Consider the following 18,991-nt stretch of genomic DNA (forward strand, 5'->3'; position numbering starts at 1 on the left):
TATTGGGGATAAAATGAGTAACTCTTTAGAGGATTTAGTAAATAAAATTAAATCGGGGGAAGATTTGTCTAATATTTCTTGTAATAATGAAAAAGAAATAGTAAAGGAAAAATCTAGTCATTCAACTAACATCCGTAGTATAGAAAATAATAGTTTTGAATCATTAATGAAAAATTCTGATAAATTAGATCATTATGATGATAGTTATAAAAGGTATCATGGTATTGGTAGAGATAAAATCAAAGGCTACGATCCAGATAATCCATTAGAAGAAGTCGGTACTAGTTTTCTAGGTTTAGTGAAAGTGCTAGTTATCTTCTTTATTGGTATATATTTAATTTCAAAATGGTAATTTTTGAAAATTAATAGAAGTATGTTTCATACATATGTTAATTTCCGAAAATTAAATAATTGATTAGTTAACCAATTATCTAAATTTATTAGATAACTTTTAAATACAGTAAATAAGTAGAGGAAATATGGCATTAGATAAATTTAAAAGCAACCTTTCTAAACAAGATTTAGAAAGACAGTTAAATGAAAAATGGGGGAGTGAAGTCATTAGAATTAGGACGGAAATTTTGGATGATTTTTGTTCTTTTCTTAAATCAGAAGGATTTACAATAACGAGAGATAATTATTCGGCAAAAGCTCAATATGAAACAGCAGTTATCTCAATTGAGATAGTGGATTATCACAGAGATAGACCTGAATTTAGACCAACATCATTAGAATGTGATGCGACTATTAAATATAATAAATGGTCTTCAACTATACAACTCCATATTGCTCCTTATCCAGTTAATCAGCCAATTACTGAGGAAACAAAAGATAATTGTTATTATGGATATCATAAGGTGCTAGAAGATATGGCATTATTGAAAGATTATGTGAATAACTTCAAGCCGATAAAATATGAATTTGGATCATATATGGAAAATGATAGATCAAAACTTAGCTTTTTCGGAAAAATAGTTGCAACTGGTCAGCATCATAAGACAGATAGTAAAAAATTTAAAAATATTAAAGATTTAGTTGAAGCCGTATTAAATGATGAATTTTCATTTAAAGGGATTTGGTAGTTATTTAATTATACAGCATGAGGGTAAGATTATATTATTAAAGTTACCCTCATAGTATTAAAAATTATCTATAGAAACGACCATAAATGACTTTGTTGATAACTTCAATTGGTAGTTTAGATTCATAAGCTATTATATCTAATCCAATCCCACGAACTTGGTTTAAATTTTTAATTTTACTACAGTCTTTAGCTGATAACTCGCTGAATAATCTTTCAAACTCTTTCTCTTTCTCCTGCTTTAATTCCTTTTCTTTCTGAATCTTTGCATCATGTGTTAAATCATTATGAAGACTTGTAAGACCTCTAATCATTGCTGCAAACATTTTCATCTCCTTTTATAAGTTTTTTAATAAATAGAATTTTATCATTTATTTTAATTATTTGGTATAGTTTTATTTCTAACTCTTTTAGATTGCCCTTGCTTTGTCTTATCAGGTTTAGGGTACTTGGATGCTACTTTCGCATTTACTTTTGTTTCTTTTTTCGCAAAATATGAATATCTCAGTACAGCATCATATAGCTCTGATTTATTAGTTAACCTATGAAAATATCTTACTTTTCCTTTGGTGTATTTCTTCCATCTTTGTTGTGCTATTGATCCATTTACTAAAGGCAATAAGTTGATAGCTTTGTTTACTTCTTCAAGTAATGTAAAAGCTCTATATTCTCCTGTACTAAATATAAGTAATAGGTGTAAATGATAACCTTTATCTTCTGTAAATTCTCGTATGATATAATAACCATAACCGAGTATTCATTTTATTTAATATTTTTTCTAATGTTTTATTTATTAATGATACATCAAAATCATTATTTTCTAATGTAATTACTATGTGTACAGCATAAGCCTTACTTAAATAGTCTCTACTATCTTCTAACAGTCTTATGATTGATTCTAATTTTCTAGGGTCTAGCTCGTAATGAGTATTGTATGCGTATCCTTTAGATACTGATTTTACTGTCTTTGGCATTGGTATGTAGCTCTATGAATTTTAATACTTGTATGTATGTGATATATAAATTAGTACAGGATAGTTAAGGTGCAACGAGTAACTAATAAATAATGAAGATGTAAACTAATTAAAAGGTGTAATATATAGAATAAATATTTAATCTAGATATAATTTGTTATATATCTATATGTATCTAGTAATATATACCGATTAATTTTGATGACAACATACAGCCAATAAGGAGCTGTATGAATAGATTTTTATATAATTCTAAATGATCAAAATATTGGAATAGTTTTGTACCAAATTATGTAATTTTTGTACTAATGAATATTTTATGAAAGTTAATAATTCACGTATAGCAACAAGTATTAAGTTTGTCAAATTTCTGTTTTGTACCCATTACAATTAAAATAAAATTAGTAATTAAAAATTATTAATTTAAGGCACTAATCTATAGAGCTAATAAATTGAAATTTAATGCTCACAGAATCTCTCAGATTCAACGATGAATATCTAACCTATTGGATTGTATCACGCAGTTATAAAGTGGCTGTAATCGCAAATGAAAGCGTTTTAGAGGGGTATAGTAATTCATAAGAACTTTCCTTGTATTTTCAAATTAAAGGAAAGTCGTTCGAGAGGACGTGGTATTGTTAGCAGTACCTTGTGAATATATATATCGGCGTACATGATCCTAGCCCCCATACGGTACTACTCCGCACTCGGCTTCGCTCAACAGCGTCAAAAAGCAGTAATCATGCACAACGGTTAATACAGGCAATCATATTTGTTTAACTTTCGCCCTCTGTTGCTGTAAGCAATTGATCTAATATTGTCAGTCGGTTGAATACTTCCTAATAGCTTTGCTCTGTGATATATGGTAGGTGCTCAAAATATGGGCATGTCGCAAATCAATTAGAAAGTTCTGTCAATTTAATTTATTTTATCTAAGATCGACTTTTTAAAATTTTAAAATTCCTCTATTATTAATAAATCTATAGAAATTTTTAAAAAATAAGTTGAGAATGCTCTTGGAAAAAGAAAAAATTGAATTTTATTTCAAGGTGTTGAGTAGATATGATCAGTACGTTCAATTAGCTAATACAAAAGCTTCTAATCATATTACACTTTTATCAAGTATGTTGGCAGCAATTACAGCTTTAGTAGGGTGGGGTATAACTTTCAATAAGTTAGATTGCTTTACTGGAATAATAGTGTTTCTATATCTTATTTTTTTATATTTATGCTATGAATGGTATATACGTTGTATGGCTGTGATACATCCTAATAGAATGAGGAGTGCTAATAGTGCTGAACCTCAAAATGAAAGTGAACTTTCTACTATTTTTTATAGTGATGTTGCTAAATTTTTAAGTTTTGATAGCTTCAAGGATCAGGTTAATACAAAAAAAGAAAATGATCAGCTTCAAGATTTAATTCATCAAGTATATATTATGGCTAAAGTAACAGATAAAAAATTTGATGATTATGAAAAAGTAAATGTGATGGTAAGAAATACAGTTATTTGCAGTATTTTAATTTTATTTTTTACCTGTGTTTCTAAGATTAATATTTAGTTTTTGAGTATAAAAAATGAGTTTTGATTTTTCTATAAGTGATTTTGAAAAAATTGTGTATGCGGAAAAAAATACAGTACCTATGATGGATTCAATCGGGTTCGATTCATCTATGGTGCAAGAGTCATATTCTGATGTTCAAAAAAGTGTAAGTAATTTAAATGAATCTTTAGAACTCACTATTAATGAGCCTGAGCAGTATAAATTACAATTGAAAATTCGGGAAGCATTTGGGCTTAGAAATTCTATCAATATGGGAAGAATAGCAGATCATCCTGATTTTAAAGATTTAGTTAATGGTGGGCAAAGAAAACATTATATCACGACTATGTTTGTTGATATTAAAGGTTCAACTAAGCTATCACTTAAATATCCTAATGATCTTGAATTTATTTATAAGTTTAAAAATGCAGTAATTAAAAGTTGTATTGAAGTAATTCACGCATTTGATGGTCATGTACATCGAATTATGGGGGATGCTGTCTTAGGTTTCTTTGGTTCAACTAAGCGTGAGATTAGTCGTTCACAGTCAATTTTAGATTGCCTTAATGCTGGATCAATGCTTACAGTTATACTCGAGCAGACTATTAAGCCATGGCTTAAACAACAAAAAAGCGATTTTGATGTACTTGATTTTGGCTTTCGTGTAGGTTGCAATTTCGGAGATACTGATGACGTACTTTGGGCTAATTACGGTTTCGGGCATGTAGGAGAAGTTTCGCCTACGGGATTACCTGTTGACCTTGCTGCAAAGCTTCAAGGTTTAGCAAGTAAAAATAATATTATGATGGGGCAGGGACTTTTGGAATTTTTTAATTTTCCACATGATTTTAGTGAAATTAAAAAAGTTATAGAAAATGGAGTATATGTAGAAAAAAAATTTATTTATAATCCTAATTATACTAAAGCTGATGGAAGTAAATTGAATTATATTATGCGATCATTGAAAACTCATAAATATATTTTAGGTTTGCCATTGCCATTGGAGTTAAAGAGTTTTATTGCAATTAATGTAAGCGATAGTGATAAAATTATTCCAAATAATAAATTCAATCTAAGTGCCAAATTGGTTAATCCAAACACAAATCATGAATCAGATTATTATTCAAATTCTAAAGTTATTCAAAAAAAATCAAAGATTAAAGCTGTACTAACAGCAAATAGCTTAAATTTCGGAGAAATGTATAAAGTTATCTTTTATAAAAAAAATAATTCTGGTTTTAATGATGAAGAAATTTTAAAACAATATCTTGAGGAGGAAGAGGATTCGCAAGAGTTAAAGGGTGAAAATGCACAAAGTATAGCATATTTCTTTACAACAAAAGAATTTAAAAGAGATTGTAGTTTTAAAGGGCTTCATTATATTAAGTGTGAAGTGATAGATAAGAAAGGAAGTGTGGTGTTTAGAGATTATATATATGTTCCGATAGAGTGAAAATAATATAATCCTATATTATTGAATTTTATAGTATTTTTTCAATGTGGTTGTGTAGATTATATTTATTTTAATTCAATAATATAGTCTGCCCAAGTTTGCAACATAATGCTTCTATTATCTACATGCTTGGTACGATTATATGATTCACCATTTGCATCTCTTACTTTATGGGCTAATTGTCGCTCTATCCAAGCTGGTTCAAAGTTTAATTGTTCTTCAAGAATAGTCCTAGCTGTTGCTCGGAAGCCATGAGCAGTTTGTTCACCTCTAAAGCCTATACGTTTAATCGCTTCATTAACAGTTCCCTCACTGATATAAGGCTCTTTTCCACGATTACTATAAAACATATACTCAGTATGTCCTGTGAGTTTATGAAGTTCATCTAATATTTCAACTACTTGTTTAGCCAAAGGAATGATTAAAACACTCTTAGGCTGATCATTACTTTGTTTAGAGGGTTGAATTGTTAAAGTTCCTCTTTCTTTATTGTATTCAGACCACTTTAAAGTTCTGATTTCGGTAGGGCGTAAAAAAATAAAAATAGAGATTTTAATTGCACAGCGAGTTACAAAGGTGATTTTAGTATTGGATTCATCCCATACACTTTGTAGTAAGGGTGTTAGGCTGTGCGATTCAGTAATAGCAGCAAAGTTACCACGTATAGGCTTTGGCTGTGTAATATCGTTTGCAGGGTTGATAAGGATCAATTTTTTCTTTCTAGCATACTCCAATACCATCTTTATACTAATAGATACTTTCCGAGCGAGTTCTAAAGCTTTACGGTCAATAATACGATGAATAACTTCATTTTCTAAAAGGGTAGTGGTAAGTTGATTGACAGGAATATTACCAATAAATGGATAAACATCTTTCTCTAAGCGACGAATATTCTCAGAATCTTTTTTCCCCTCATGTTTTCTTAATTCTAGCCATTGTTCAGCAATATGCTGAAAGCTATTTTTAGCATCTATCTTTGCTTGTTGCTTTACTTGCTCTCGCATCTCAGCAGGATCAATCTTGTTTGCAATTTGCTGTCTAATGTCATCACGTCGCTTTCTTGCAGCTTCTAATGTGATTGTTGGGTAAACGCCTAAAGCCAGTGTATTTCTTTTGCCTGTTATAGGGCTTGTGTAATCCATTCGCCAATACTTGCTTCCATTTTTATGTGCGTATAGGTACAGTCCTGCACCGTCCGTATGCTTATTACTTGAGGAATCTTCAAACTTTAAATTTTTAACTTTGAGTGCTGTTAATTTATTTAGCTGTCTACCCATGACAAAATTTTCCAGTACATTTTTCAGATACCGTTAAATATACCGTTAAAGTGCATAGATTTCAGGGGAAGATTGTGAATTTCTATAGACAACAAAAAACCCTTGAACTTAATAAATTCAAGGGTTTGTGTACTACTATGGATCACAGTAGATTTGAATTTGGCGTCCCTACGGGGATTCGAACCCCGGTTACCGCCGTGAAAGGGCGATGTCCTAGGCCTCTAGACGATAGGGACTTCTCGAGGTGGGTGTATATTAGGGCTCTGTCACTAAACTGTCAAGAAGATGAGGAGACAGTTTGTTCAAAATATAGCAAAACAGTTCAGCCGTCTTTTGAGTATCGTACAATGCAGAATGAGCCTCTTTGCCATCAAACTCGATGCCAGCTTGAATACAAGCACGTGCTAGTACTGTTTGACCAAACATCACGGCACTCAAAGTTACAGTATCAAATACCGAAAAGCTGTGAAAAGGATTCTGATTTTTTGTACCAGATCGAGCAATTGCAGCTTGTAAAAAGCCTAAGTCAAAGTGAGCATTATGTCCTACCAATACTGCATGGGTACAATGCTGTGCTTTGCGGACTTCCGTGAGTGATTTGAAAATACGACGTAAAGCTGTCCGCTCATCTTCGGCCATCGCAACACGCATCGGATTAAAAGGATCAATTCCAATGAAGTCTAATGAGCGACGATCTAAGTTTGCACCTTCAAAAGGATTGATGTGTGCATGGAATGATGGGCCAGGTATGAACTGACCTTGCTCATCATAGATAATCGGGATACAAGCAATTTCAAGTAATGCGTCAGTCTGGGAATTAAAACCTGCTGTTTCAACATCAACAACAACAGGTAAGAATCCACGAAAACGCTGACCAATAACAGGAGCTTTGTTTTCTTCTTGTGTCACACTTTTCTCCATTGCAGTGTTTTACCTGCATGAAGTGGAATGATTTTTTGATCTTCTAGATAATCAAAAGATTCAGCAACCGTATTTTCTTCTTTCACTAAAGTGATAGTTGAAGTATTACGCGGTAAGCCATAGAAGTCAGCACCGAACATACTTGCGAAACCTTCTAAACGTTCTAACTTACCCACTTGATCAAAGGCTTGTGCATAAAGTTCAATTGCATTTGGTGCACTATAGCAACCCGCACATCCACATGCATTCTCTTTAGCATTCTGAGCATGTGGTGCACTGTCAGTACCCAAGAAGAATTTTGGATTACCACTAGTTGCAACTTCTAATAATGTGGTTTGATGCGTTTGACGCTTTAAAATTGGCAAACAATAGAAGTGAGGTTTCACACCACCGACCAACATGTCATTACGGTTAAAGAGCAAGTGTTGCGGTGTAATCGTTGCGGCAACATTACGATCTTGTTCAAGTACAAAATTTGCAGCATCACTTGTCGTAATATGTTCTAACACAACTTTTAATTTTGGGAATTGCTTTAATAAAGGCGATAAAATTTCGTCAAGGAAGCGTTTTTCACGATCAAAAATATCGACATGATTGTGAGTAACTTCGCCATGTAACAACAACGGAACTTGGTATTCTTCAAGTTGTTCAATCACGGCATAGACTTTACGAATATCGCTAACGCCATTATCCGAATTTGTCGTTGCGCCAGCGGGGTAGAGTTTGATCGCATTTACATATTCGGATTCTTTGATTTTAAGAACTTCTTGAGGTGAAGTGAAATCTGTAAAATAAAGAACCATACGCGGATCAAAATGTAGTCCTTCTGGAACATGAGCGAGAATACGATCCCGATATGCCAAAGCTTCTTCTACAGTTTTGACCGGTGGAACTAAGTTCGGCATACAGATCGCGCGTGCAAATTGTTTCGCAAGATCTGGAACAGTACGTTTTAAAGCTAATCCATCACGCAAGTGAGCGTGCCAATCATCTGGCTGTAAAAGTGTAATCGTATTCAAGGTGTACTTCAGGCTTAAAAAATAATATAAATAATAATGCATATAGTGCGAAAATGGTAACTACAATTATGGATAAGTAGTTACGCAAAGCGCATGAAAATATGAGAAATTGTGTTATTTTTATGCTGGACAAGAATACAGCATTATAAGAAGAGTGAGAGGGATGGAAAATCAATATGATATTAAGCAGTTATGTAAAGAAAAAGAAGATCTAGAACAGTTAGTCATTGCACATTCTAGAACCAAGAAAACAAAAAAAAATTTGCCTACCCAACTCGAAAATGAGTTTTGGCAATTTAATATTGATCGAACTAGAATCAATGCGATTCAGTTCTTTGGTCAAGGGGTAATTACATATGCGATTTTTGTACTTTTGATTTTACCGTCGAATTTGTTGGTCATTCGAACAAGCACCCATTTTATTTTAGATTTTGTATATAGCATTTTAAGCTTGGTTGTTGTCGCGGCAGCACTATTTTTATTTTGGGCATTTTCTCGTTTTAGACGGCTTAACCCATTATTTTATCCTGCAACCTGTGTGATTGTATTTTGTACAATTGTCATTCCCTCATTGTTAATGATGAGTATTTCTAATCTGGTGCTACAAAACCAGTCGATGGTGTTGATTGCATTCTTATATATGCTGGGTTTTATTTTGAGTGGGCTTAAACCCAAACATATGTTATGGATTGGTTCTTCAGCAGCAATTGTGATCTTATTGTCTTTATACTTTCTCAAAGTACCCTGTGATTTTTTAATGCTAGGGCGTACGTTTATAGGAAGTCTATTGTTGGGTTTTTCGATTAGTGTAATGCTTACCTCTAAGGACAGGAAATTATTTCTAAAAACTAAAATATCTGAAATTGATGAGAGAATTCTACGCTTACAAGCATCTGAACTTTTACATTTAAGCCAACATGACGAGTTAACAAAAGTTTCGAATAGACGTACATTTGAAGAAATGTTTAGTTATTACTATGAACTCGCATGTAAAGAAAGTAAGGCCATGTCCGTATTATTTATAGATATTGATTATTTTAAAAACTATAACGATTTTTATGGTCATCAGATGGGGGATCAAGTCATTTCCGCGATTGCGAAAATGATTAAAAGCTCAATTCGGCACATGGATTTCATTGCACGTTATGGGGGCGAGGAATTTGTGGTGCTTTTACCAGAAACATCTGCTCAAGGTGCATATGCTGTAGCAACCAATATTTATCGAGCGATTGATCGGCAGATGATTCAACATGAAAAATCACTAGTTTCTAATCATGTGACCATTAGTTTGGGTATTACGGTGTTTAATGGAAACCCTAAAATTAGTCAAGATTCGGTGATTCATACTGCGGATAAAGCGCTATATAGAGCGAAACAACTTGGACGTAATCAGATTTACTATCAACCACTTCCCAGTGTTGAGTAAAGAATAAAAAACCGAATACCACAAGTATTCGGTTTTTTATTGAACAATCTAAATTATTCGAGGAATTTAACGGTAACGCCAGAGCGTACTTTTCCACCGAGGTCATTCGCATCCCAGTTGGTTAAGCGAATACAACCATGTGATGCAGTCTTAGAGATCAAAGATGGATTAGGCGTACCATGAATACCAAAGGATTTTTTACTTAAACCAATCCAGATATTGCCCACAGGTGCATTTGGGCCTGGTGGTAAGGTCAGTGGTTTAAGGTTTTTTCCTTGAATAAAGTTTGATGGTGAATAGCTGTAGTATGGATTTTTCGCGACACCGACTACTTTATAGGTACCTGTTGGAGAAGGCGTGTCAGCACTGCCAATTGTCGCAGGAAATGACGCAATCATCTGGTTACGGCTATTAAACAGATAAAGCTGTTTTGCGCCTTTATGTGCCACGATTAAATGGATGTCTTCAGGCAAATTATTGCGAACATTCGCAACAATAATTTTTTCACCAGCTTTTTTGAAAGTTGCTGTTGGGTTGATCTTTTTTAAGAAGTTTTCATCCATATGAAACTTCTCGCCCAACATTTCTGTTACGCGTGTATAATACAAACCTTTCATTTTTGCTTGTAAAGCATAATCAGAAGGAATTGATTCGGCATATGGACCTTTCAAATCTGCTTCTGTGATTGTGTATTCTACATATGCTGGTTTAGTTTGTTTCGCAACTAATGCATCCCAAGTTTCTTTGGTAAGTTCACCTGTTGGTGTTAAACCATTCATCTGTTGGAAAGATGCGATTGCTTTTAAGGTATTTTTACCATTTGAGCCATCAATTGCACCAGGAGAAGCATGTGCATTGTTTAACATTACATGAGCACGCGCATATACTGGAAATTGACCTTTACCAATATTTTCATACCATTCTGAATTGTTCAGACTATCTAAAGTCCAAGTAACTTTTGGTGCTGGAGTTGTATTGGTTGTATCAGGAGTATTTTCTAGTTTTTGAGACACTGCTGAAGCAACACCTGTGTTTACTTGAGGATTAGAAACTGCATTATCAGCGACACTAGATGCTGGTTGAGCAACAACGCTTGAAGCAGCTGAACGTTCTACTGCTAAAGGATCAATCGGATCTTGAACAGGTGCCGAGATTTTTTTTGGATTTAAAGGTTGCTCAGTTGTTGGGGCAGCAAAAGCAACATTGGCAATAATACAACTTAAACTCATAGCGAGTAATGAGCGAACGAACATGTAATTCAACCTTAAGAATTATTCATATTGAGATATAAGATATTGCAAGTATTACAGAAAATAGAACAGCTTGCAGTAGCAGTTTTGTGTCCAAGTAAAAAAAATAGTTGAAGTCTGATTTGTTGTATGGGTTTTCACTTATAAATTCGAGGTTAACTTTGCTATGATGCACTCAACATGAAAAAATTTAGAGATTGGTAATGACAACGTTGAAAAATGATCGTTTTTTACGAGCTTTATTACGTGAACCTGTAGACACCACACCCGTTTGGATGATGCGTCAAGCAGGGCGTTATTTACCAGAATATCGTGAAACTCGTGCTCAGGCAGGCGATTTCTTATCTCTATGTAAAAATACTGAATTTGCCTGCGAGGTAACATTACAACCGTTACGCCGCTATGAGCTTGATGCTGCGATTTTATTTTCTGATATTTTGACTATACCTGATGCTTTAGGTTTAGGTTTGTATTTTGAAACAGGCGAAGGGCCAAAGTTTCATAAAACAGTGCGCACTGAACAAGATGTGGCGAATTTACCTAAACTAAATTCTAAATCAGATCTAGCTTATGTCATGAATGCAGTTTCAACGATTCGATCTGCTTTAAATGGACAAGTGCCGCTGATTGGTTTTTCGGGCAGCCCTTGGACCTTAGCAACCTATATGGTTGAAGGTGGTTCAAGTAAAGAATTCCGCTTCATTAAGAAGATGATGTATGCACAGCCAGAAATACTACATGCTTTACTTGATCATCTTGCTGATTCAGTGATTGATTATCTGAATGCTCAAATTGATGCAGGCGCTCAAGCGATTCAAATTTTTGATAGCTGGGGTGGTGCGCTAGCGCATAGAGAATATATCGAATTCTCACTGAACTATATGACCAAGATTATTGCAGGATTACAACGTGAAAAGGATGGTCAACGTATTCCGATTATTGTGTTCACCAAAGGTGGCGGTCAGTGGTTGGAGACAATGTTGACCACAGGCGCTGATGCGTTTGGCCTAGATTGGACTACACCGCTTTATACTGCACGTGATGTGGTCGCAGGGCGTGCTGCTTTACAAGGGAATTTAGATCCTGCTGTGCTTTATGGTTCAGCTGCTTCAATTGAAAAATCTGTGAAAGCGATGTTGGATGATGCGTATGCCAATGGTGAAAAAACAGGGTATATCGCAAACTTAGGTCATGGTATTACCCAATGGGTCGATCCAGCACAGCCTAAGATTTTTGTAGATACTGTTCATGAATACAGTACTAAATATTTAGGTTGATATTTTTAATCATTTCAAAGTAAACGCGCTAGGATCAGTTTTGTGCAGTTGATTGTATTACCGCTCAACTTTATCTTTAAGGCAGCTTCGGCTGCCTTATTTGGGTTGTTGCTTTTGATTGCATTTGCAGTCACCGCACCGATGGGAAGCCATGAACATTGGGGATTTTTTCGTTACGATTATTTGTTGTTTTATGCACTGATTATTCAAGCCTGTCTGATTTATTTAAAGCTCGAATCGTGGGCAGAAGCGAAAGTGATTGCTTTATTCCATCTCATGGCGATGGGAATGGAAATATTTTTGACCCATCCAGCGATTGCCTCATGGCAATATCCTCAACCAGCTATATTTAAATTACTGACTGTGCCATTGTTTGCAGGGTTTATGTATTCAGCAGTGGGTAGTTTTTTTGCTCGGTCTTTGCGACTCTATAATGTTTCATTCGAGAATTTGCCGAATTTTGGCAATATGCTGTGTTTAGCAGTGTTGTCTTACCTTAATTTTATGACCAAGTTTTTTATTCCTGACTATCGAATAGTTTTATTTGTTTGGAGTATTATTATTTTTTGGAAGACCAAACTTTATTTTCAATTACAACAGCATCAGTTTAAAGTTCCGATGTTACCTGTATTATTGGTGCTTGCATTCTTGATCTGGATTGCAGAAAACATTAGTACATTTTATAAAATCTGGTTATATCCGAGTCAAGTTGATGCTTGGCATATGGTGGGTTGGGGCAAGTTAGGTTCGTGGTATTTATTATTACTTTTAAGTTTAGTTTTGGTTTTAAAAATATTAGGTGTACGGGATAAAAATGGATCTTGGCGATTGCGTTAAAAGACTTTAGTCGTGCAAAAGGAGCTTTTATTGAGCTCCTTTTTGTTATGAATATTTCATATATATTTCAAAATTTATTTGCTAAAAAAGTTTAACCTCGTTATGTTAATCCTTGTGTAAGAACAATTACACAGCACAATAGTGATGATAACAAATAGTTAAAAATAATTGAGACTGGAGACATTTCTTATGTTAAAAAAAATTGCATTAGCAGCTTTGCTAGCAGCTGGCTCAAGTGTTGCAATGGCTGATAATGATGTTGGTTGCGGTGCTGGTACACAAATTTGGGCAGGTCAAAAAGGTATTGCACCTAAAATCCTTGCAGCAACAACCAATGGAATTTTTACTAACCAATTATTAGGGATCACATTCGGTACTTTAGGATGCCGTCAAGGTGGTACAGTAACGGCTCAAGTTGTGACATTTACCAATGAAAATGCAGAGTCTTTAGCGCGTGATATGGCGGTTGGTCAAGGCGAAAGCTTAAATGTACTTGCTGAATTAATGCAAATCAAAGCCAACGACAAAGCACGCTTCTTTGCTGTGTCTAAAGCAAACTTTGCTGAAATTTATTCAAGCAAAAATACAAACTCACTTCAAGTTTTAGATGCTTTACAAAGCGTGATGGCAAAAGACGCTGTGCTTAAAGCATACGTTTAATACGTTTGAACATAAAACCCTGTCTTAATGGTAGGGTTTTCTTATACCTATTCTGATTATTTAAAAAATTGCGATTGAATGAAATTAGCTACTTTTGTATTTACGTCTTTGATATGTCATTTTACATATGCCTCGGTTGAATCTAATTTACAAAAGTATTTAGACCTTGCTCAACAAAAACAATTAGATCAGAAAACCACATGGCAACGCTTGATGTATGCCGATCAAAAACAAAACAGTGAAGTCACTTATGCTGGTTATTTTTATGCCACAGATGGAAAAAAAAATTTAAATAGCGAATTACAAGCAGATATTGAAGCCTTGTTTCGTGAAGCCCCAGACAACCAATCCATTCGTTGTAAGTTTCCTGCACGTAGTCGTTGGTTGATGCAGCAACTCAATATTGATGTACAACAACTTCCAAAAGTAAATTGCGTTGAATTTAATGATTGGATCAATCAAATCAAGCCGCATAAAGCTACTTTGATTTATGCCACTGACTTTATGGGCAATCCGAGTTCGATGTTTGGGCATACTTTGCTACGTTTAGACCCTAAAGATCAGAAACAACTCAATTTGGTTTCCTATGCAGTAAATTATGCGGCCACAGTGAAAGGTGATGATAACTGGTCTTATGCATGGAAAGGTCTAACAGGACAGTATCCTGGTGAATATTCAATAATGCCGTATTATCGTAAAGTAAAAGAGTATGGTGATTTTGAAAGCCGTGATCTATGGGAATATGAGCTAAATTTAACACCTGAAGAAACTCGTTTTTTGGTTGAACATATTTGGGAAATGCAGCATGTGAGTTTTCCCTATTATTTCGTCAGTGATAATTGTGCTTATCGTTTATTAGGCCTAATTGATTTAGTACGTCCCGATTTAAACCTAAAACAGCAGTTTAGTTACGCTGCAATTCCAATCGAAACCTTAAAGGCTGTTGATCAGCAAGCTTTAGTTAAAGAAGTGGTCTATCGTCCTGCATTGGAAACTCAACTACTTTCGCAAGCCAAACAACATGGTACAGATTTGGCTAAAGTTGCCCATCAAATTGCTTTTACCGAGACTGACCAAGTTCAATCCATGCTAAAAACATATAGTCAGCAAGATCAGGCCAAGATTTTAGAAATAGCTTACGATGATTTATATCTACAATATATCAGCCGTCAAGTTGATGCCAATATTGCTCAGCCAAAATTAAGGCAGCTTCTTGCTGAAAGAAGTCAAATTCAAGTTGAAAAGCAACGTCAACAACCAGAGCACCCTAAAAAACAGCCTGTAGAAGGGCATCATGCACGTAATTTGTCAGTGAATATGGGTGATGTGCAAGGACAAAAGTTTGTGGAGCTGGGTCATCGTCAGGCCTATCACGATTTGATTGATCCACAAGGGGGGTATCGCACAGGCACACAATTACTGTTTTTAGATGGTAGTCTGCAATATCGTGATGACAAGCTCAAGCTCGAACATTTAGATCTATTATCGGTGAATTCTTATAATCCAGTTCAACCTTTTAAATCACCCTTAAGCTGGGGTTTTAATCTCGGCTGGAAACAGGAAAGCATTGAGAAAGGCCAGTTTAGTGAAGACCAACAACATGGTGTGATGAATCTGAATATGCAGGTGGGTTACAGTTTGTCTGATTATGATCGTCGACATCTGTGTTATGCCCAACTACAAAGCCATATTCAAGGTGGAAAAAATTTAGATAAAGGTTGGCGCATTGGAGCTGGGCCGACTGTAGGGTGTACGAACGTATGGTCTGATAATATTAATAGTGTGGTGCAAGTTGAACTGCCGTATTGGCAAGATCAGAACCAGTGGAATTTAAGAGTCGGTACACAGCTACAATATAGTCTGAATACAAATCATGCTCTGCGTCTGAATTGGGATTTTGAACAACAAGATCATAAAGACTGGAATAAAGTAGGTTTAGGCTATGTTCTGTTTTTTTAGATAAGATATCACTAGGATCAGGCCAATTACCAGTATCTAGACTTCAACGATGACGTAGTATTTTTTAACCGCTTCAATGACTTCAAATGTACCGACAAATGCGGGTGGGATAATCCCTGCATTTCCAGCAGTGACTTCAATAAAAGAATTGGTTTTTGCATCGTGGATACGAACAATTCCTTCAATGATTTGAAAAAACTCTTGTTTATTGTCAGCGAATTGAATATTCCAAGCACCAATTTCACATTTCCAAATACCGCAGTCCATATGTGGATGTTCGTATAAACTATAAGTTAAACGTTCAGGATTACCTCGAACCAGACGATCGGGACGAGGGTAATCAATAGTTGCTTCATTTGCGATTAAATCGCCGAAACCTGCTAACTGAATTGATGACATTCTGGATTGCTCAGCTTAATAGCTTTCAGGAACAGCGCTTAAGAACTCACGACGTGCATCTTTGTCAGTTTTAAAATCACCAACAAAAGAAACGGTACGTGTGGTTGATTCTTGCTTGCCAACACCACGCATCATCATACACATATGAGCAGAATCGATTACTACAGCCACACCACGTGCCTGTGTCACTTCCGCAACCGCTTCTGCGATTTGCTGGGTCAAGTTTTCCTGAATCTGTAAACGACGGGCAAACATTTCTGTAATGCGGGCAAATTTAGAAAGACCTAAAACTTGACCTTCAGGTAAATAAGCAATATGGACACGACCATAAAAAGGGAGAAGGTGATGTTCACAAAGCGAATAAAACTCGATATTTTTGACCAATACCATTTCGTGGTTATCGGATGGGAAAACCGCACTATTTGTAACTTCTTCAAGGGTTTTGCTATAACCAGAAGTTAAAAAAGAAAAAGCTTTAGCTGCACGCATAGGCGTATCTTTTAAGCCTGGGCGATTTAGATCTTCGCCAACGGCAGTTAAAATATTTGCGTACGATTGCTGCATAGACATAACAATGTTCACTTAGGTGGGTTGAACAAAACGGGAATTGTATCAGAAAACGACTCAAAAACTTAATTTTGAACCAAATGCCGATTATTGTTTGTGCTTTGGGTTTTTTTCTGCACGTTTTAAGAGCACTAAAACAGCACCAGTACCCCCTTGATTTTCAGGTGCGCTGACAAATGCAAGTACATCACGATGTTGTCTAAGCCAGCCATTGACATAGGTTTTTAAAATGCCCTCAGGTCCTTTACCGTGAACAATTTTGATGACATTTTGATTTTCATCTTTTGCCATTTGAATGATTTGTAGAACGGCTGCTCGGGCTTGTTCAACGGTACAACCATGTAAATCGACTGCTTCAAACCAACGAGTTTTACCTGCTTTTAAGTCTTCAAATACTTTGTGCTGCAAAGTTGCAATTCGATAGCTTAAAGTCGCTTGGCTTGCCACTGGATTTAAGATCGCTTGAGTATCCGAAATTTCTGTAAGCTCTTGCTCTGCACCACCTTCTGCCGCAGCACGTTTTGCCAAGGTTTGGGCATCAACTTTTTTGCGACGTGTGACTTTGGTGTCGGCAATATTTTGATTGTCGATTGGTTTTACCCCAAGCAGGGCTTTTTTAAAAAGCTCAGTATCTTCCAACTCTTCTGCAATGGCAGGAGCTTTTTGTGACTCTGCTTGTTTTGCAATAGCACTTGCTTGAGGATTAGAGATTTGCTTTTTAAAGGCTTTCAGTAAGTTAAACTGATCTTTAGAAAGCGATGAATCATGTTTACTCATAAGTTTAGAAAAATAGGCAAGATATGAGAGATGTAAAATTATAGTCTGAAACCGTGATGATTTGAACTAAATTGCATTCATGGAGCGATATGAGCTTTAAAGTGATGATAAATGCTTCAAAGTATAGCAGGGATAAATTGATTTAGTTTCTTTATTCATTATCTACGGAAGCTACGTTTGTAATTTTTTATTCATTAAGAGGGAGTTAGAATCCTTATAATTCGTGATTGGTTTAAGCCTTTATTTTTAAAACGGTCGTACAGTTCAAAGCAAATATGTTGGTTAGCTTGAACACGGGGTAAAGTTTCATCGAAGTCAAAATAACGAATATAACCAGATTGATCCATCACAATTGCAAGGCGCTCGAAGTGATCTTTCCGTTTCTGAAAAGTTTTATATTGTTCTACTACACCGCATTCTTCAGATTTAATAAATGTATCTACAGGGGAAAAGTACATTCCGCTGCTAATAAAGATAACTCCAGGAATTAAACTAAAGAAATAAAATACTCTTGGATCTTTGAGCTTCTGAATTTTTTGATAGCAATAGAGATGACTATAAATTGGAAAGCCAACTAAAAAAATCAGCCCTAGAATTAATAAAAAATTACTCATGTTTTTTCATTAGTCTTTAATCGTTGATTAATCTATTGGTATTGTCTAACTCTAATTTTTATTATTTATTAATAGCTTATATTTGGTTCTAGCATCATTTAAAAGGTTCAAGGCAGAATTTTACCTTGAACCTAATTCGCTTAGATCTGCTCAGGCTTTCCAAATAATTCTGCAAATGCTTGATCTGGACTAGGCTGTTTCATAAAGCTTTCACCGACAAGGAAAGTATGAATATCATTGGTTTGCATCATTTCTACATCAGCAGGCGTGGCGATACCACTTTCAGTGACTAAAACACGAGAAGCAGGCAATAATTTCTTTAAACGCAATGAAGTATTTAAATCGACATCAAAGGTTTTAAGATTACGGTTGTTGACACCCAAAATACATTGCTCAGAAAGTTTTAGAGCACGTTCTAATTCATATTCATTATGCACTTCGACCAACACATCCAACTGATGCTCAAATGCAGTTTTCGACATTTCCTCAAGCTGTTGATCTGATAAACATGCCACGATCAATAAAATACAATCGGCATGCAGCGCACGTGCTTCAACAACATTATAAGGATCAACCAAGAAATCTTTGCGCAACGCAGGTAGGGCACAGTGATTACGTGCAATCGCAATATTTTCATCCGCACCTTGGAAGAAATCCACATCTGTCAATACAGACAAGCAAGCAGCACCTGCTTGTTCATATTGCTGTGCAATTTCAGCAGGATTGAAATCTGCTCGGATCACACCTTTAGAAGGTGACGCTTTTTTAATTTCAGCAATAACGGCTGGACGTTTATGTTGCAAAGCCTTAGCAAAACCACGCACTGGTGTTGCTTCTTTTGCCCACTGTTCTACATCATACAAGCTACGTTGTTTTAAACGTGTTGCAAGTTCCTCATGTTTGCGGTCAACAATTTTACCTAAAATGGTATTTTGAATATCGATCATGAGAAGTCC

At 35.3% G+C, this 18,991-nt stretch carries 19 protein-coding genes and 1 tRNA gene; 9 read left to right on the top strand and 11 right to left on the bottom strand.

From position 1 onward, the window contains the following. Positions 1 to 13 precede the first annotated feature (13 nt). Both CDG59_RS04330 and CDG59_RS04335 read left to right on the top strand, forming a co-directional pair. Complete coding sequence (locus tag CDG59_RS04330; protein ID WP_087543832.1) at positions 14 to 352, top strand: hypothetical protein; 339 nt, start codon at positions 14 to 16, stop codon at positions 350 to 352. Between the two features lie 127 nt (positions 353 to 479). After that, a complete protein-coding gene (locus CDG59_RS04335) occupies positions 480 to 1,082 on the top strand; it encodes a hypothetical protein (protein WP_087543834.1) in 603 nt (200 codons plus the stop codon). 64 nt (positions 1,083 to 1,146) lie between these two features. Here the strand turns inward: CDG59_RS04335 and CDG59_RS04340 are convergent, their stop codons facing one another. Beyond that, complete coding sequence (locus tag CDG59_RS04340) at positions 1,147 to 1,407, bottom strand: hypothetical protein (protein WP_087543835.1); 261 nt, start codon at positions 1,405 to 1,407, stop codon at positions 1,147 to 1,149. 1,664 nt (positions 1,408 to 3,071) lie between these two features. Here CDG59_RS04340 and CDG59_RS04350 point away from each other — a divergent pair. Beyond that, positions 3,072 to 3,617, top strand: a complete 546-nt coding sequence (locus CDG59_RS04350; protein ID WP_413772663.1) for a hypothetical protein — start codon at positions 3,072 to 3,074, stop codon at positions 3,615 to 3,617. A 16-nt stretch (positions 3,618 to 3,633) separates the two neighbouring features. Next, complete coding sequence (locus CDG59_RS04355; protein WP_087543841.1) at positions 3,634 to 5,052, top strand: nucleotide-binding domain-containing protein; 1,419 nt, start codon at positions 3,634 to 3,636, stop codon at positions 5,050 to 5,052. 65 nt (positions 5,053 to 5,117) lie between these two features. On the opposite strand, the gene CDG59_RS04360 is transcribed toward CDG59_RS04355, so the two are convergent. From CDG59_RS04360 to pyrC, 4 genes are all read right to left on the bottom strand, one after another. Then, positions 5,118 to 6,329: a tyrosine-type recombinase/integrase gene (locus tag CDG59_RS04360; RefSeq protein ID WP_087543842.1), complete on the bottom strand. Its 1,212-nt coding sequence runs from the start codon at positions 6,327 to 6,329 to the stop codon at positions 5,118 to 5,120. 160 nt (positions 6,330 to 6,489) lie between these two features. Further along, positions 6,490 to 6,565 (bottom strand) — tRNA-Glu (locus tag CDG59_RS04365). Positions 6,566 to 6,584: 19 nt separating this feature from the next. Continuing rightward, positions 6,585 to 7,250, bottom strand: a complete 666-nt coding sequence (gene rnt / locus CDG59_RS04370; RefSeq protein WP_034601574.1) for a ribonuclease T — start codon at positions 7,248 to 7,250, stop codon at positions 6,585 to 6,587. After that, complete coding sequence (gene pyrC, locus CDG59_RS04375; RefSeq protein WP_087544018.1) at positions 7,235 to 8,269, bottom strand: dihydroorotase; 1,035 nt, start codon at positions 8,267 to 8,269, stop codon at positions 7,235 to 7,237. Before pyrC ends, rnt begins: the two co-directional genes overlap by 16 nt. A 163-nt stretch (positions 8,270 to 8,432) precedes the next feature. Between pyrC and CDG59_RS04380 the strand changes: the two genes are divergently transcribed. Then, on the top strand, positions 8,433 to 9,695 hold the full coding sequence (locus CDG59_RS04380) for a GGDEF domain-containing protein (RefSeq protein WP_087543844.1): 1,263 nt from the start codon (positions 8,433 to 8,435) through the stop codon (positions 9,693 to 9,695). Positions 9,696 to 9,748: 53 nt separating this feature from the next. Here CDG59_RS04380 and CDG59_RS04385 read toward each other — a convergent pair whose 3' ends face one another. After that, entirely contained in the window at positions 9,749 to 10,948 is a 1,200-nt protein-coding gene (locus CDG59_RS04385; protein WP_087543845.1) for a L,D-transpeptidase family protein, read from the bottom strand. A 200-nt stretch (positions 10,949 to 11,148) separates the two neighbouring features. Between CDG59_RS04385 and hemE the strand changes: the two genes are divergently transcribed. From hemE to CDG59_RS04405, 4 genes are all read left to right on the top strand, one after another. Beyond that, complete coding sequence (gene hemE, locus CDG59_RS04390) at positions 11,149 to 12,222, top strand: uroporphyrinogen decarboxylase (RefSeq protein WP_087543847.1); 1,074 nt, start codon at positions 11,149 to 11,151, stop codon at positions 12,220 to 12,222. 42 nt (positions 12,223 to 12,264) lie between these two features. Then, a complete protein-coding gene (locus tag CDG59_RS04395; RefSeq protein ID WP_087543849.1) occupies positions 12,265 to 13,059 on the top strand; it encodes a DUF817 domain-containing protein in 795 nt (264 codons plus the stop codon). Positions 13,060 to 13,248: 189 nt separating this feature from the next. Continuing rightward, positions 13,249 to 13,719, top strand: coding sequence for a DUF3015 family protein (locus CDG59_RS04400; RefSeq protein WP_004663119.1), 471 nt, complete (start codon positions 13,249 to 13,251; stop codon positions 13,717 to 13,719). A 78-nt stretch (positions 13,720 to 13,797) separates the two neighbouring features. Next, on the top strand, positions 13,798 to 15,678 hold the full coding sequence (locus CDG59_RS04405) for a DUF4105 domain-containing protein (protein ID WP_087543850.1): 1,881 nt from the start codon (positions 13,798 to 13,800) through the stop codon (positions 15,676 to 15,678). A 36-nt stretch (positions 15,679 to 15,714) separates the two neighbouring features. Here the strand turns inward: CDG59_RS04405 and CDG59_RS04410 are convergent, their stop codons facing one another. The 5 genes from CDG59_RS04410 to trpC form a co-directional block, all read right to left on the bottom strand. Further along, positions 15,715 to 16,077, bottom strand: coding sequence for a cupin domain-containing protein (locus tag CDG59_RS04410; protein ID WP_087543852.1), 363 nt, complete (start codon positions 16,075 to 16,077; stop codon positions 15,715 to 15,717). 15 nt (positions 16,078 to 16,092) lie between these two features. Continuing rightward, positions 16,093 to 16,641 (bottom strand): GTP cyclohydrolase I FolE, encoded by a 549-nt coding sequence (gene folE / locus CDG59_RS04415; protein WP_017397502.1) that lies wholly within the window; start codon positions 16,639 to 16,641, stop codon positions 16,093 to 16,095. A gap of 90 nt (positions 16,642 to 16,731) precedes the next feature. Then, a complete protein-coding gene (locus CDG59_RS04420; protein WP_087543853.1) occupies positions 16,732 to 17,421 on the bottom strand; it encodes a Smr/MutS family protein in 690 nt (229 codons plus the stop codon). A 194-nt stretch (positions 17,422 to 17,615) separates the two neighbouring features. Next, the gene (locus CDG59_RS04425; RefSeq protein WP_087543855.1) at positions 17,616 to 18,035 is read right to left on the bottom strand and encodes a hypothetical protein; all 420 of its coding nucleotides are present in this window, start codon (positions 18,033 to 18,035) and stop codon (positions 17,616 to 17,618) included. A 140-nt stretch (positions 18,036 to 18,175) separates the two neighbouring features. Continuing rightward, positions 18,176 to 18,982: an indole-3-glycerol phosphate synthase TrpC gene (gene trpC, locus CDG59_RS04430; protein WP_087543856.1), complete on the bottom strand. Its 807-nt coding sequence runs from the start codon at positions 18,980 to 18,982 to the stop codon at positions 18,176 to 18,178. Positions 18,983 to 18,991: the final 9 nt, after the last annotated feature.

Source organism: Acinetobacter sp. WCHA29 (genome assembly GCF_002165335.1).
GTDB lineage: Bacteria > Pseudomonadota > Gammaproteobacteria > Pseudomonadales > Moraxellaceae > Acinetobacter.

Coding starts and splice junctions, on each gene's coding strand:
- folE (WP_017397502.1), bottom strand. CDS start 16,641: ATGCAGCAATCGTACGCAAATATTTTAACTGCCGTTGGCGAAGATCTA.
- hemE (WP_087543847.1), top strand. CDS start 11,149: ATGACAACGTTGAAAAATGATCGTTTTTTACGAGCTTTATTACGTGAA.
- CDG59_RS04355 (WP_087543841.1), top strand. CDS start 3,634: ATGAGTTTTGATTTTTCTATAAGTGATTTTGAAAAAATTGTGTATGCG.
- CDG59_RS04425 (WP_087543855.1), bottom strand. CDS start 18,035: ATGAGTAATTTTTTATTAATTCTAGGGCTGATTTTTTTAGTTGGCTTT.
- CDG59_RS04410 (WP_087543852.1), bottom strand. CDS start 16,077: ATGTCATCAATTCAGTTAGCAGGTTTCGGCGATTTAATCGCAAATGAA.
- CDG59_RS04360 (WP_087543842.1), bottom strand. CDS start 6,329: ATGGGTAGACAGCTAAATAAATTAACAGCACTCAAAGTTAAAAATTTA.
- rnt (WP_034601574.1), bottom strand. CDS start 7,250: ATGGAGAAAAGTGTGACACAAGAAGAAAACAAAGCTCCTGTTATTGGT.
- CDG59_RS04340 (WP_087543835.1), bottom strand. CDS start 1,407: ATGTTTGCAGCAATGATTAGAGGTCTTACAAGTCTTCATAATGATTTA.
- trpC (WP_087543856.1), bottom strand. CDS start 18,982: ATGATCGATATTCAAAATACCATTTTAGGTAAAATTGTTGACCGCAAA.
- CDG59_RS04385 (WP_087543845.1), bottom strand. CDS start 10,948: ATGTTCGTTCGCTCATTACTCGCTATGAGTTTAAGTTGTATTATTGCC.
- CDG59_RS04380 (WP_087543844.1), top strand. CDS start 8,433: ATGGAAAATCAATATGATATTAAGCAGTTATGTAAAGAAAAAGAAGAT.
- CDG59_RS04420 (WP_087543853.1), bottom strand. CDS start 17,421: ATGAGTAAACATGATTCATCGCTTTCTAAAGATCAGTTTAACTTACTG.
- CDG59_RS04400 (WP_004663119.1), top strand. CDS start 13,249: ATGTTAAAAAAAATTGCATTAGCAGCTTTGCTAGCAGCTGGCTCAAGT.
- CDG59_RS04405 (WP_087543850.1), top strand. CDS start 13,798: ATGAAATTAGCTACTTTTGTATTTACGTCTTTGATATGTCATTTTACA.
- CDG59_RS04335 (WP_087543834.1), top strand. CDS start 480: ATGGCATTAGATAAATTTAAAAGCAACCTTTCTAAACAAGATTTAGAA.
- CDG59_RS04330 (WP_087543832.1), top strand. CDS start 14: ATGAGTAACTCTTTAGAGGATTTAGTAAATAAAATTAAATCGGGGGAA.